The following is a 12,762-nucleotide window of genomic DNA, read 5'->3' on the forward strand; positions in this document are numbered from 1 at the left end:
GCTCCCCCGACCCAGTCATCACAACCAGGCCCGAAGGGCAACTTCTCTATCTTACCCATCTCTCCGAGCTTGTCAACTCGGCGTGTCGAGCAAATCAGTGATCCGCTGCACAGCCGAAGAGCTGTCGAGGAGGTGGATCTCCCATCCTAGACGCGAACGTCTGATCTCTCAAGTGAGAGAAGAAGGAGTGGGAGGTGGTTCTCCGCTTGAGGGGGGTGAAGCTCCGGGCTTCTCCGCTTCCCTGTGGGGCGAACAAGTAATAAGTTACGCGGATTCCGGGGGTCTGGCAAATCGGGGCGGTACCCCCGGGCGTGTCGCGTGCCCTGTCCGGACGCCTTTCCCCACGTCACCGACGGTTTTCGGAGTTTCGTGCGGGGGCTAGCCTCGTGCACATGACGCGCACCCTCCTCGTCCGCCTGCTCCGGGAGCTCGGCATCCCCTCGCCGGAACTCCCCCCGGTCCCCGACGTCCCGCTCCCCTCCCGCCTCTCCACCGGATCACTCGCGTGGACGGCGGTAGCTGTGGCGGCCTGCGCTGCGGGCGTCGATCTGCGGACGCTCGATCCTGACCGCATCGCCGCGGCCTACCGCAGCGACCGTCTCCTCCGCCTCGACGGGTCCGCGCCCGATGTGTGGTCGCCGCTGTCCGGCTTCTGGCGCACTACCGACGGGTGGGTGCGCACGCACGCGAACTACCCGCACCATGCGCAGCGGCTTCGAACGGCGCTCCAGCTGTCGCCATCCGCCACCGCCGACGACGTGAGCCGCGCCTTCGCCCGCTCTCGCCGAGACGAGGTGATCGAGCGCATCGCGAGCCTCGGCGGTCTCGCCGTGCCCGTCCTGTCGGAGGATCGAGCCGCGGATACCGCGTTGCGCGCCACTCCCCTGCTCGCCGTCCATCACGATGCGGGCACCGGCTCACGCACACCCTCGGCGGCAGCGCGGCGTCCACTCCACGGCGGGCGCCCTCTGGAGGGCCGGCGTGTGCTCGACCTCACCCGTGTGATCGCCGGCCCTGTCGCGACCCGCACCCTCGCCCTGTGGGGTGCGGATGTGCTGCGCATCGATCCGCCCGGACTCGCCGAGCCGGAGTGGCAACACTTCGACACCGGTCACGGCAAGCGGTCGGCAGTCCTCGACGCGCACGATCCTCGCTTCCACGAGCTCCTGTCGAACGCCGACGCCATCGTGCTCGGATACCGCCCGTCGTCTTTGGCACACCTCGGGCTCGATATCCCCTCCCTGTCCGAACGTCACCCGCACCTCGTGATCGCCCAGCTCAGCGCGTGGGGCCTCGACCATCCCGAACGCGCCGGATTCGACAGTCTCGTGCAGGCGGAGTCGGGCATCGCGATGGTCGAGTCGCCCGACGGCGACCGCCCGGGTGCGCTCCCGGCGCAGGCCCTCGACCACTCCGCCGGCTACCTCCTCGCCGCCGCCGTCTGCACGACGCTCGATCGGCGCGATGTACAGGGAGGGAGCTGGACGGTGCACACGTCCCTCCGGCGCATCGCCGCAGAACTGCTCGGTATGGAGCGGCGTACCGAGGCTGAGCCGTCCACGGCATCCGACCTCGCGGCGCACGCTGCGCACTTCGCGGTGAACGGGCGCGAAGTCGTCACCGCCGCGCCTGCGCTGCCGGCCTACGCCTTCGGCGCACCCCGCCCGTTCGCCGGAGACGCGCCGAGCTGGTGATCGCCCGCCCGGTCGTCGCCGGTCCGGCGATCGCGGTCACCCCGGAGCGCGAGAACGATGCAGAGCACGAAGGTGAGCGCGCCCCACAGCGCGCACGCCGGCGGGAGTACGCGATAGGCGAGATGCTGCACCGTGAACTCGTCGGTCAGCGGCCCGAACACGATCAGTCCCACAGCCCAGGCGGCGAGAAGGATCGCGGGGAGTGAGACCCACCACGCCACACGCACCGGCACGGGCACCGAGGAGCGGAACCCCGCTCGAACATCCGCCGAGCGCAGACGCCGGGCAGCCCACACCGCGATCACCAGCAACGCGACGATGGTCGACCCGTGCTGCAACCACTTGAATCCGGGGAGTGGGCCCCACATGCGGTCGAGGGCGGGGAGGAGTTCCACGCCCGCGCGACCCTCGTGGGTGAAGAGGTCCCACGCGATGTGCGAGAGGACGCCGAGGAGAAGCGAGACGGCGAGCAATACGGGGTACCCACGGCCCCGACCAGCGCCGAGCGCATCGGCCGCCGCCCGCACCCCGCGCATCGACCACTCCGCCGGCAGCCGGCGCGCCACGGCGGTGGGCATCAGTTCCGGCACCGCCGGGCGGAGCAGCACGCGCCAGATCACGAAGAGCGCAAGAGCGATCAGCGCCGTCCAGACGAGGTTCAGGGCGTCGTGCGTGAAGCCGTAGTTCAGCCCGACGCCCCGCACGAAGAGGGGCAGATCCGGCGTCATCGCTCCGATCGCGATCGCCGCCGGCACGAGCGGCGTGCGGATGAACGGCAGCGCGACGAGCGCATGACTCGGTGTGAACGGCATCCCCCGTGCGCTCCCGTCGGCGTCGGCCGGTCAGCCGACGAAGACCCCGGCCAGGGTCTTCTTGCCACGGCGCAGCACCGACACTCCCCCGGGGAGTGTGCCCTGCACGAGGGCGCTCTCGTCGTCGACGCGAGAGCCGTCGAGCGACACCCCGCCCTGGGCGATCGCCCGGCGCGCCTCCGACAGGCTCGACACGAGTCCGGTCTCGACCAGAACCTCGACCACCGGCGTGCCCGGCGAGACACTCGCGTGCGGCAGCTCTTCGAGCGCCGTCCGCAAGGTGTCGGCGTCGAGCGTCGTCAGATCACCCTGCCCGAAGAGCGCCTCGGATGCCGCGATCACGGCGGCGGTGGCCTCGACGCCGTGCACGGTCGCGCACACCTCGAGAGCCAGGCGCTTCTGCGCGGCGCGGCGGAACGGCTCGGTCTCGACGAGCGTGCCGTACTCCTCGATCTCGGCGCGGGTGAGGAAGGTGAAGACCTTGAGGCGCTCGACGACGTCGGCGTCGGAGGTGCTCAGCCAGAACTGGTAGAACGCGTACGGGCTGGTGAGGTCGGCGTCGATCCAGATCGCGTTGCCCTCGCTCTTGCCGAACTTGGTGCCGTCGCTGTTCGTGATCAGCGGCGTGCCGATCGCGTGGACCGAGGTGCCCTCGACCCGGTGGATCAGGTCGGTACCGCTCGTGAGGTTGCCCCACTGATCGGAGCCGCCGGTCTGCAGGCGGCAGTCGTACTGGCGGTACAGCTCGAGGAAGTCGATGCCCTGCAGGATCTGGTAGCTGAACTCGGTGTAGCTGATGCCGGCATCCGAATTGAGGCGCGCGGCGACCGCGTCCTTCTTGAGCATCGTGCCCACGCGGTAGTGCTTGCCGATCTCGCGCAGGAAGTCGATCGCCGACATCGGCGCGGTCCAGTCGAGGTTGTTGACCATGCGAGCGGCGTTGTCACCCTCGAAGCTGAGGTACCGCTCGACCTGCGAACGCAGCCGATCGACCCACTCCGCCACGGTCTCGCGGGTGTTCAGCGTGCGCTCGGCCGTGGGCCGCGGGTCGCCGATGAGGCCCGTCGATCCACCGACGAGCCCGAGCGGCTTGTGCCCCGCGAGCTGGAGACGCCGGAGGAGCAGCAACTGCACGAGGTGGCCGAGGTGCAGGCTCGGCGCGGTGGGGTCGAACCCGCAGTAGTACGTGATCGGGTCTCCGGCGAGAAGGGCGCGCAGCGCCTCCTGGTCGGTGGACACGTGGACGAGGCCGCGCCACACGATCTCGTCCCACACGTTCTCGAACGTGGGGTCGATCGCCGGCGTCGCAGTCGTCAGAGCGGGTTCAGACACGCGGTCCAGGCTATCAGCGCGACCGCTCTCAGCTGTGCGCCGCCCACTGCAGCAGGAATGCCGCGCCGAGACCCACGACCCAGCTCACCAGACTGCCCACGAGGAAGTACTCGGCACGCGCGCCGGTCTCGCCGTCGCGCGAGATCTCGGGGAACCGGACGATGCCCTTGGCGGCGAGCATCGCGGCGAGGACGGGGTATGCGGCCGCGAGCGTGAGGATCAGCACGAGAATCCGTTCGAGCGGGCCGATGAGGCGACCACCCTGGAAACCGACGCGACCGTCGGCCGGGATCGGCGGTGCGGATGCCGGGAGCGACTCCGTCACCTTTGCGGGGTCGAGCGCCGCCCCGGACTCGGCGGGGCGCAGGAGCTCGGCCGGGCGCCAGGTGTGCTCGCCGTCGAGTGCGGCCCGCACGACGAGGTTCGACGATTCGAGGAGGAAGAGCGCGGTGCCGAGCGCAAGGAGCGCGAGATCGAACGGCACCTCGCCGAACGGCGCGCGGAGGGTCCACACGGCGCCGATGATGCCGGCATCCGCCCGAGCACCGACCGAGACGACCCCCGCCACGCTCGCCAGTGCGAGGAGCACCGCCGGCCAGAACCCGAGCGGGGCGCGCCGCTCGATCGGCATGCACCAGACCCAGGCGGCGCCGCCGACGAGACCGATCAGCATCGGCAGCAGCGCGTCTCCGGCGCTCCCGAGGAGCAGGAGCAGCACGGCCACGACGACGTATCCGATCCAGGGGCGCGGTGCGAAGCGGCGCACGAGGTCGGCGGCGCCGACGGCGAGGAGGAGGAAGGCGGCGACGATCATGCGGGCATCCCCTCTCGGAGCGCGGTCAGCCCTTCGAGCACGGCGGCGCTGCCCGCGCCACGCAGGGCCTTCGAGACGCTGGGCTGCGAGATGCCCTCTTCGGCCGCGAGTTCCTGCTGGCCTCGACCGAGGAGGCGGCCGTAGGTGAGTCGCCGCTCGCGTTCGCTCATCGCGCCGACGATCTCATCGCGCGCGAGGAGGTAGGCGTTGGCGACGGCGATCGTGGACTCCATGACCTCATCCTGCCCCGGGGCACCGACGATCCAGGTGCGCGTACGGGGGACGGTGCGCTCCTCGCGTGCGTGCACGAGGTCGATCGCCGCGCGTGCGGCGTACCACCCCGGGCCGTCGGCGAGCTCTCCGTGGACGGACTCGACGGCGCTCACCGACCCGACACCGATGCCGAAGCGGAAGGCGAGACCGTCGGGCAACGCGAGCTGGACCATGAGGAGCGCGACCAGAGCGTCGTCGAGGCGGCGGTACACCCCCTGCTGCTCATCACCCACGGTGGGCGTCAGCGGCTGCGCCGCCGCGGGTCCGTCGATCTGCACCCTCGTGATGGTCTCGTCGAGGATGCGCTGCGCCGAACCGCGGTCGTCGAGGCGACGTGAACCCACGATGTCGGCGAGAACGGCGATGACCATGGGATAACCATATCATGCATAAGTCGGATTTATGCCCGTGAGGGTTATATAGTCGAGTTATGCCTGCCACCGTCATCCCCTGGTCCGCCGGAACCTGGACCCACGAGCCCGCCTCGACCGCCCACCCCGCCGACGGCGCCCACCTGGAAGCGACCGCCGTCGAGGGCAGCGACGCGTGGCGACGCACCGCGTACGGCTTCGTGCACGAGTCCGAGCACGCCCTTCTCGCTCCCCTCGAAGTGGGTGAAGCGATGGAGGTGTCTTTCCGCGCGCCGTGGAGCGGGCAATTCGATCAGGCGGGCCTGTTCGTCCGCGTCGACGACGAGCAGTGGGTGAAGGCGGGCGTCGAGTTCGCCGACGGCCACCTCGGCCTCGGGGCCGTGGTCACCGACGGGCGATCGGACTGGTCGATCGGCTTCGTCGACGAATGGCTCGGCGACGAGATCACCATTCGGGTGAGCCGCTGGGAGGATGCGCTGCTCGTGCGGGCCCGCACCGCCGACGAGGGCTGGCGTCTCGTACGGGTCGCGCCGCTCGACGGCGACCTCCCGGCATCCGCCGGCCCCCTGCTCGCCGCCCCGACACGCGCCGGACTCACCGTGACGTTCACGCGTTGGGTGCGTTCCTCCGCCGACGCCGCCCTGCACTGAGCGGCGTCGGGCGGAGACTCACAGCCCGAGAGCGTGCGCGGCCGACTGCGCCCGGGTGACCAGCTCGATGCGCTGCTCGGCCACCCGCTCGGGAGCGGTGCCGCCGACTCCCGACCGCGACGCGACGGAACCCTCGATCGAGAGCACCTCCCGCACCGCCGGAGACAGCTGCGGCGAGACCGATGCGAGCAGCTCGTCCGAGGCATCCTCGAGCCCGATCCCCTGCTCCTCGCAGGCCCGGACCAGCGCACCCGAGATCTCGTGCGCATCGCGGAACGGCACTCGCTGCTTCACCAGCCACTCCGCCACGTCGGTGGCGAGCGAGAAGCCCTGCGGAGCGAGCTCCGCCATGCGGGCCGTGTCGAACCGCAGCGTCGCGATCATGCCCGCGAACGCCGGCAGCACCACCTCGAGAGTGCGCACCGAGTCGAAGACCGGCTCCTTGTCCTCCTGCAGATCGCGGTTGTAGGCGAGCGGAAGACCCTTCAACGTCGCCATCAGACCCGACAGGTTGCCGATGAGGCGACCCGACTTGCCGCGAGCGAGCTCGGCGATGTCCGGGTTCTTCTTCTGCGGCATGATGCTCGAGCCGGTCGAGTAGCCGTCATCAAGCGTGACGAATCCGAACTCGCGCGTGTTCCAAAGGATGATCTCCTCCGACAGGCGCGAGAGATCGACGCCGATCATGGCGGTGATGAAGGCGAACTCGGCCACCACGTCGCGCGCGGCCGTGCCGTCGAGCGAGTTCTCGGCCGGACGGTCGAGCCCCAGCTCCGACGCGACGAGCGCCGGGTCGAGGCCGAGAGTCGATCCCGCCAACGCGCCGCCGCCGTATGGCGAGACGCCGGCACGCCGTCGCCAGTCGACGAGACGCTCGAGGTCGCGCACCAGCGGCCAGCCGTGCGCCTGCAGGTGGTGCGCGAGAAGCACCGGCTGCGCGTGCTGCAGATGGGTGCGCCCGGGGAGGATGGCCTCGGGGTGCGCTTCGGCCTGAGCGACCAGCGCGTCGATCACGCGCAGGATGTCGCGGGCGATGACGGCCGCATGATCGATCAGGTACAGCCGCACGAGCGTCGCGATCTGGTCGTTGCGGCTGCGACCCGCACGGAGCCGGCCGCCGAGTTCCGGTCCGAGCTCGGCGATCAGCGCCTGCTCGAGGGCTCCGTGCACGTCCTCGTCGGTGGGCGCGGCCTGCAGCGAGCCGTCCGCGATACGGCGTGCGACCGCATCCAGGCCCTCGTGCATCCGGGCCGCCTCGTCGGGCTCCAGGTAGCCCGCCGCCTCCAGCGCCGTCGCATGAGCGTGCGACCCCGCGATGTCGTACGGCGCGAGGATCCAGTCGAAGTGCGTCGATCGGCTCAGCTCCACGAGCTCGGGCGACGGGCCGGTCGCGAACCGGGCGCCCCAGAGCGCACCCTCGTTCGTACCGTCGTGCGTCGAGCCGGTCATGCGCCGGCCCCCTCGAGTGCCGCGGCGACCCCGTTCTTGCGGAGCAGCCAGACGAGCAGCGCCTTCTGCGCGTGCAGCCGGTTCTCCGCCTCGTCCCACACGACGCTCTGCGGCCCGTCGATGACCTCGGAGTCGACCTCGTACCCTCGGTCGGCGGGAAGGCAGTGGATGAAGACGGCGGACGGATCGGCGATCGCCATCGTCTCGGACGTCACCTTGTAGCCGCCGAGATCGCGGATGCGTGCGATCTTCTCCTCCTCCTTGCCCATCGAGACCCAGGTGTCGGTCACGACGACATCGGCGCCCGCCGCGGCCTCGACGGGGTCGGTGTAGAGGGTGATGGAACCGCCGGTCTCGGCCGCGCGGCGGTCGGCCGCCTCGACGATATCGGGGCGGGGCGCGTAGTCCTCGGGCGACGCGATGCGCACGTGCATGCCCGCCGTGACCCCCGCGAGTGCGTAGGAGTGCGCCATGTTGCTGCGGCCGTCGCCGAAGAACGTGAGCGTGAGGCCCGTCAGGTCGCCCTTGTGCTCGCGGATGGTGAGCAGGTCGGCGAGCAGCTGGCACGGGTGGAAATCGTCGGACAGCGCATTGATCACCGGCACCCGGGTGCCGGCCGACATCTCCTCCAGCCCCGCCTGGGCGTACGTGCGCCACACGATCGCGGCGACCTGGCGCTCGAGCACGCGCGCCGTGTCGGACGGGGTCTCCTTGCCGCCCAACTGGCTGCTCGCGGTCGAGATGATGAGCGGCGACCCGCCGAGGTCGGCGATGCCGACCGCGAACGACACCCGGGTGCGCGTCGACGACTTGTCGAAGATCACCGCGACGGTCTGCGGCCCGGCGAGGCTCTTGTCGGCCCAGCGGTCCTTCTTCAGTTCGATCGCGAGGTCGAGCACCTCGGCCTGCTCGGCGGGCGTCAGATCATCGTCACGCAGCAGGTGGCGGGTCATGCGGGAACCTTTCCGGAGTGGGTCTGTGCGACATCGGCGAGGGTCGCGGCGAAGAGCTCGCGGAACTCCGCGATCTCGGCGTCGCCGATCGTGAGAGCCGGCGCGATGCGCACCGTTTCGGGGTTGGCGGCGTTGACGATCAGCCCGCGCTCCTGGGCTGCGGCGACCACAGCGCCCGCGACGGGCTCGGTGAGAGCGACTCCGATGAGCAGCCCCTTTCCGCGGACCCCGGCCACCAACGGCGAGCCGATGTCGGCGATCGCCTCGCGCACCTCGACACCGCGTCGCGCGGCGTTCTCGACGAGACCGGCGTCTTCGATCTCGGCCAGCACCGCATCTGCGACGGCCGTCGCGAGAGGATTGCCGCCGAAGGTCGAGCCGTGAGAGCCGGGCGTGAACAGGGCGCTCGCGGCACCGTAGGTCACGAGCGCGCCGATGGGGAACCCGCCGCCGATGCCCTTGGCGAGGGTGATCGCGTCGGGGGTGATGCCTTCGTGGCTGAATCCGAACCAGGCCCCGGTGCGGCCGGCACCGGTCTGGATCTCGTCGACGATGAGCAGCGCGCCATGCGCGAGCGTGAGCGATCGGGCCGCGGCGAGGTACCCATCGGGCAGCTCGACCACACCCGCTTCGCCCTGGATCGGCTCGACGATGACCGCGGCGACGCGCTCGTCCAGTGCCGCCTCGAGCGCCTCGACCGTTGCCGGGATGTGCTCGACGCCGCCCGGCATCGGCTCGAAGGGCGCGCGCATGCTGGGCTTCGCGGTGAGCGCCAACGACCCCATCGTGCGACCGTGGAAGCCGTTCTCGAGTGCGAGGATGCGCGGCCGCTCGGTGCCGCCGTGCAGACGAGCCAGCTTGAACGCGGCCTCGTTCGCCTCGGCGCCCGAGTTGGAGAAGAACACGCGGCCGTCGATGCCCGCGCCGGCGAGCCGCTTGAGCCGGGCCGCGAGCGCGAGCTGCGGCGGGGTGGCGAAGTAGTTCGACACGTGGGCGAGGGTGGCGGCCTGGCGCGACACGGCATCCACGAAGACGGGATGCGCGTGCCCGAGGGAGGTGACGGCGATGCCGGCGAGGAAGTCGAGGTGGCGTCGCCCCTCGGAGTCCCAGAGGTACGAGCCCTCACCGCGGGTCAGCAGCGCCAGCCGCTCCCCCGCGTTGAGCACGAGATCACGCTCGGCGTCGTGCTTCCAGACGGTCATCCTGCCACCACTTCCGTTCCGATTCCTTTACTGGTGAAGAGCTCGACGAGCACCGAGTGCGGCACGCGTCCGTCGATGATCGCCGCGGCGTCGACCCCGCCCTCGACGGCGTCGAGGCAGGCGCGCATCTTCGGGATCATCCCCGACTCGAGGCTCGGCAGCATCTCGACGAGTGCGGACGAGGTCAAGTGCGAGACGAGCGAGTCGCGGTTGGGCCAATCGGCGTAGAGACCCGGCACGTCCGTGAGGATCACCAGCTTGCGCGCGCCGAGCGCGACGGCCAGTGCGGCGGCCGCGGCATCCGCGTTGACGTTGAGCGAGTGCCCTGGATTGTCGAGGTCGGGCGCGATGCTCGACACGACGGGGATGCGCCCGGCGGTGAGGTGGTCAATCACCGGCGTGGGGTCGACCTCCACGACGTCTCCCACCCGCCCCAGGTCGATCTCCTCGCCGTCGACCATGACGCCGCGTCGGCGGCCGCCGAAGAGCCCCGCGTCCTCACCGCTCAGCCCGGTCGCGATGGGCCCGTGGGAATTGATCTTCGAGACGAGTTGCGGGTTGACCTGGCCGGTCAGCACCATGCGCACCACCCCGATGGCCTCGGTGTTCGTGACCCGGTACCCGCCCTTGAACTCGCTCGGGATGTCGAGCCGTCCGAGCATGTCGGAGATCTGCGGGCCGCCGCCGTGCACGACCACCGGCTGCACGCCGACGTAGCGCAGATATGCGATGTCCTGCGCGAAGGCATCCTGCAGCTCCTCCGACACCATCGCGTTGCCGCCGTACTTGACGACGACGATCTGGTCGCGGAACTTCTTCAGCCACGGCAGCGACTCGATGAGCGTCGTCGCCTTCTGCGCGGCCTCCTCGGCCGGCGTGTCCTGGATGTCGGTCATGAGGCGTAGGCGCTGTTCTCGTGCACGTAGTCGTGGGTGAGGTCGTTGGTGAGGATGACGGCGGATGCCTCGCCCACACGCAGGTCGATCTCGACCTTCGTGGCGCGCGGCGTGAGATCGACCTCCTCCCGGGGGCGATCCGGTCCGCCCGCGGTGCAGACGCGCACGCCGTTCATCGAGACGTCGACGTCGTACGGGTCGAACTGCGCCGACGTCGTGCCGATGGCGGCGAGCACCCGACCCCAGTTCGGGTCGTTGCCGAAGATGGCCGCCTTGAAGAGGTTGTTGCGGGCGACCGACCGGCCGACCTCGACAGCGTCCGTCTCGGAGACCGCGCCGCGCACCTCGATGGTGATGTCGTGGCTGGCGCCCTCCGCGTCGCCCTGCAGCTGGACCGCGAGCTCCTGGCAGAGCGACACGAGGGCATCGCGGAATGCGCCGAGGTCGGGGCGCACGCCGCTCGCGCCGTTGGCGAGGAGGGTGACCTGGTCGTTGGTCGACATGCAGCCGTCGGAGTCCAGCCGGTCGAACGTCGTGCCGGTGGCGGCGCGCAGTGCCGCGTCGGCTTCGAGCGGGTCGAGGTCGGCGTCGGTCGTGAGCACGACCAGCATGGTCGCGAGCCCGGGCGCGAGCATCCCCGCGCCCTTCGCCATACCGCCGATGGTCCATCCATCGCCGTGCGCGACGGCCGTCTTCGCGACGGTGTCCGTGGTCATGATCGCGGCGGCCGCGTCGTCACCGCCGTCGGACGACAGCGCGGCGATGGCGTCGGCGGTGCCGGTCAGCACCTTCTGCCGGAACACCTCGTCGCCCGTGCCGATGAGTCCGGTCGAGCAGACGAGCACATCGCCCGCGCCGATACCGAGGAGCTCAGCGGCCCGCTCGGCGGTCTGATGCGTGGTCTGGAAGCCGAAGCTCCCGGTGAAGCAGTTCGCGCCGCCCGAGTTGAGCACCACGGCCTCGACGATGCGGTCGGCGATCACCTGCTGCGACCAGATGACGGGGTTGGCCTTGGCACGGTTGCTCGTGAAGACCGCGGCACCGACCTTGCGCGGACCGCGGTTGACGACCACGGCGACATCGGGCTTGCCGGTGGTCTTGAGTCCGGCGGCGACTCCGGCCGCTTCGAAGCCTGCGGGGGCGGTGACGCTCACGGGGCGACTCCGTTCACTGAGAGGGCGCGGTCCTCAGGGAGGCCGAGCGCGATGTTCATGGACTGGACGGCCGCGCCCGCGGTTCCCTTGACGAGGTTGTCGACCGCGGTGACGACGGTGACGCGGTTGGCGTCACGATCGATCGCGAGGCCGAGCAGGGCGGTGTTCGCTCCGACGACGTCGGCGGTGCGTGGGAAGGATCCGGCGGGGAGCAGCTGCACGAACGTCTCGTCACCGTACGCCTGCTGCCACGCGTCGCGGATCTGGGCATCCGTCGCCCCCGCGGTGATCGGGGCGGTCGACGTGGCGAGGATGCCGCGGGCCATCGGTACGAGCACGGGAGTGAACGAGATGCGGATGCTCTCGGCGGGAGCGCCCGCGGCGGCGAGCGCCTGGCGGATCTCGGGGATGTGCCGGTGCGTTCCGCCGACTGCATACGGGTTCGCGCTGCCGAGGATCTCGCTGGCGAGCAGGTTCGTCTTGAGGCTCTTGCCCGCGCCGGAGGGGCCGACGGCGAGGACCGAGACGATGTCGGACGGGTCGATGACCCCGGCGGCGACGCCAGGCGCGAGACTGAGGCTCACGGTCGAGGCGTTGCATCCGGGAGCGGCGATGCGCGACGCCCCGCGCAGGTGTTCGCGCTGCTTGCGCCCGTCGACGAGCAGTTCCGGGACGCCGTACGTCCACGGTTCGTGGAAATGGCCGCCGTAGAAGGCATCCCAGGAGTCCTGCGAGGTGAGGCGGTGGTCGGCTCCCGCGTCGATGACGAGGGGCGTCTCGCCGAGGGCGTCGGTGTACTGCCCCGACTGGCCGTGCGGGAGCGCGAGCACGACGATGTCGTGACCGGACAGCACCTCGGGAGTGGTGTCCTGCAGCGTGAGGTGTGCGAGCGAGCGGAGGTGCGGCTGGTGCTCGACGAGAGGCTGTCCGGCGTTCGAATGCGCGGTGACGGTGCGGATCTCGATGTCGGGGTGGGCCGCGAGGAGGCGGAGGATCTCGCCGCCCGCATAGCCGGATGCGCCGGAGACGGCGACGGAGTACGTCATGCTTCTACCTTAACGGTCGGGGCTGTCGGGGACCGGGGCGGCGACACCGGTGCTCGACCGCCGGAAGCCGTCATCGGCAGGCAGGAGCGCGGGGTCGCCTAACGTCGGCGGTCGCG

12 protein-coding genes are annotated in these 12,762 nt (G+C 70.6%); 2 read left to right on the forward strand and 10 right to left on the reverse strand.

What is annotated here, in order from left to right; genetic code table 11:
* The first annotated feature begins 392 nt into the window (after positions 1 to 392).
* A complete protein-coding gene (locus tag RWS82_RS12545) occupies positions 393 to 1,694 on the forward strand; it encodes a CoA transferase (RefSeq protein ID WP_314650654.1) in 1,302 nt (433 codons plus the stop codon).
* On the opposite strand, the gene RWS82_RS12550 is transcribed toward RWS82_RS12545, so the two are convergent.
* The 4 genes from RWS82_RS12550 to RWS82_RS12565 are packed head-to-tail and all read right to left on the reverse strand — an operon-like array spanning position 1,643 to position 5,296.
* On the reverse strand, positions 1,643 to 2,506 hold the full coding sequence (locus tag RWS82_RS12550) for a DUF4184 family protein (protein WP_314650656.1): 864 nt from the start codon (positions 2,504 to 2,506) through the stop codon (positions 1,643 to 1,645). The genes RWS82_RS12545 and RWS82_RS12550 overlap by 52 nt on opposite strands.
* A gap of 30 nt (positions 2,507 to 2,536) precedes the next feature.
* Positions 2,537 to 3,838, reverse strand: a complete 1,302-nt coding sequence (gene tyrS / locus RWS82_RS12555) for a tyrosine--tRNA ligase (protein WP_314650657.1) — start codon at positions 3,836 to 3,838, stop codon at positions 2,537 to 2,539.
* A 28-nt stretch (positions 3,839 to 3,866) separates the two neighbouring features.
* Positions 3,867 to 4,652, reverse strand: a complete 786-nt coding sequence (locus RWS82_RS12560; RefSeq protein ID WP_314650659.1) for a hypothetical protein — start codon at positions 4,650 to 4,652, stop codon at positions 3,867 to 3,869.
* Entirely contained in the window at positions 4,649 to 5,296 is a 648-nt protein-coding gene (locus tag RWS82_RS12565) for a SatD family protein (RefSeq protein ID WP_314650661.1), read from the reverse strand. The genes RWS82_RS12560 and RWS82_RS12565 overlap by 4 nt, the downstream gene beginning before the upstream one ends.
* 59 nt (positions 5,297 to 5,355) lie before the next feature.
* On the opposite strand from RWS82_RS12565, the gene RWS82_RS12570 reads away from it, so the two are divergent.
* Positions 5,356 to 5,946: a DUF1349 domain-containing protein gene (locus RWS82_RS12570; RefSeq protein ID WP_314650663.1), complete on the forward strand. Its 591-nt coding sequence runs from the start codon at positions 5,356 to 5,358 to the stop codon at positions 5,944 to 5,946.
* 18 nt (positions 5,947 to 5,964) lie between these two features.
* Here RWS82_RS12570 and argH read toward each other — a convergent pair whose 3' ends face one another.
* The 6 genes from argH to argC are packed head-to-tail and all read right to left on the reverse strand — an operon-like array spanning position 5,965 to position 12,646.
* Positions 5,965 to 7,395 carry an argininosuccinate lyase gene (argH, locus tag RWS82_RS12575; RefSeq protein WP_314650665.1) on the reverse strand — a complete coding sequence of 477 codons (1,431 nt, stop codon included), beginning with the start codon at positions 7,393 to 7,395 and terminating at the stop codon, positions 5,965 to 5,967.
* Entirely contained in the window at positions 7,392 to 8,348 is a 957-nt protein-coding gene (gene argF / locus RWS82_RS12580) for an ornithine carbamoyltransferase (RefSeq protein ID WP_314650667.1), read from the reverse strand. Before argF ends, argH begins: the two co-directional genes overlap by 4 nt.
* Complete coding sequence (locus tag RWS82_RS12585; protein ID WP_314650669.1) at positions 8,345 to 9,550, reverse strand: acetylornithine transaminase; 1,206 nt, start codon at positions 9,548 to 9,550, stop codon at positions 8,345 to 8,347. The genes argF and RWS82_RS12585 overlap by 4 nt, the downstream gene beginning before the upstream one ends.
* Positions 9,547 to 10,446: an acetylglutamate kinase gene (gene argB, locus RWS82_RS12590; protein ID WP_314650671.1), complete on the reverse strand. Its 900-nt coding sequence runs from the start codon at positions 10,444 to 10,446 to the stop codon at positions 9,547 to 9,549. The genes RWS82_RS12585 and argB overlap by 4 nt, the downstream gene beginning before the upstream one ends.
* Positions 10,443 to 11,600, reverse strand: a complete 1,158-nt coding sequence (gene argJ / locus RWS82_RS12595; protein WP_314650673.1) for a bifunctional glutamate N-acetyltransferase/amino-acid acetyltransferase ArgJ — start codon at positions 11,598 to 11,600, stop codon at positions 10,443 to 10,445. The genes argB and argJ overlap by 4 nt, the downstream gene beginning before the upstream one ends.
* Positions 11,597 to 12,646, reverse strand: a complete 1,050-nt coding sequence (gene argC, locus RWS82_RS12600) for an N-acetyl-gamma-glutamyl-phosphate reductase (RefSeq protein WP_314650675.1) — start codon at positions 12,644 to 12,646, stop codon at positions 11,597 to 11,599. Before argC ends, argJ begins: the two co-directional genes overlap by 4 nt.
* Between the last annotated feature and the right edge of the window lie 116 nt (positions 12,647 to 12,762).

Source organism: uncultured Microbacterium sp., from assembly GCF_963528945.1.
Taxonomy (GTDB): domain Bacteria; phylum Actinomycetota; class Actinomycetes; order Actinomycetales; family Microbacteriaceae; genus Microbacterium.

Excerpts from the sequence above, each read along its gene's own strand:
- RWS82_RS12545 (WP_314650654.1), top strand. The coding sequence starts at position 393 with ATGACGCGCACCCTCCTCGTCCGCCTGCTCCGGGAGCTCGGCATCCCC.
- RWS82_RS12550 (WP_314650656.1), bottom strand. The coding sequence starts at position 2,506 with ATGCCGTTCACACCGAGTCATGCGCTCGTCGCGCTGCCGTTCATCCGC.
- RWS82_RS12560 (WP_314650659.1), bottom strand. The coding sequence starts at position 4,652 with ATGATCGTCGCCGCCTTCCTCCTCCTCGCCGTCGGCGCCGCCGACCTC.
- RWS82_RS12565 (WP_314650661.1), bottom strand. The coding sequence starts at position 5,296 with ATGGTCATCGCCGTTCTCGCCGACATCGTGGGTTCACGTCGCCTCGAC.
- RWS82_RS12570 (WP_314650663.1), top strand. The coding sequence starts at position 5,356 with ATGCCTGCCACCGTCATCCCCTGGTCCGCCGGAACCTGGACCCACGAG.
- argH (WP_314650665.1), bottom strand. The coding sequence starts at position 7,395 with ATGACCGGCTCGACGCACGACGGTACGAACGAGGGTGCGCTCTGGGGC.
- argF (WP_314650667.1), bottom strand. The coding sequence starts at position 8,348 with ATGACCCGCCACCTGCTGCGTGACGATGATCTGACGCCCGCCGAGCAG.
- RWS82_RS12585 (WP_314650669.1), bottom strand. The coding sequence starts at position 9,550 with ATGACCGTCTGGAAGCACGACGCCGAGCGTGATCTCGTGCTCAACGCG.
- argB (WP_314650671.1), bottom strand. The coding sequence starts at position 10,446 with ATGACCGACATCCAGGACACGCCGGCCGAGGAGGCCGCGCAGAAGGCG.
- argC (WP_314650675.1), bottom strand. The coding sequence starts at position 12,646 with ATGACGTACTCCGTCGCCGTCTCCGGCGCATCCGGCTATGCGGGCGGC.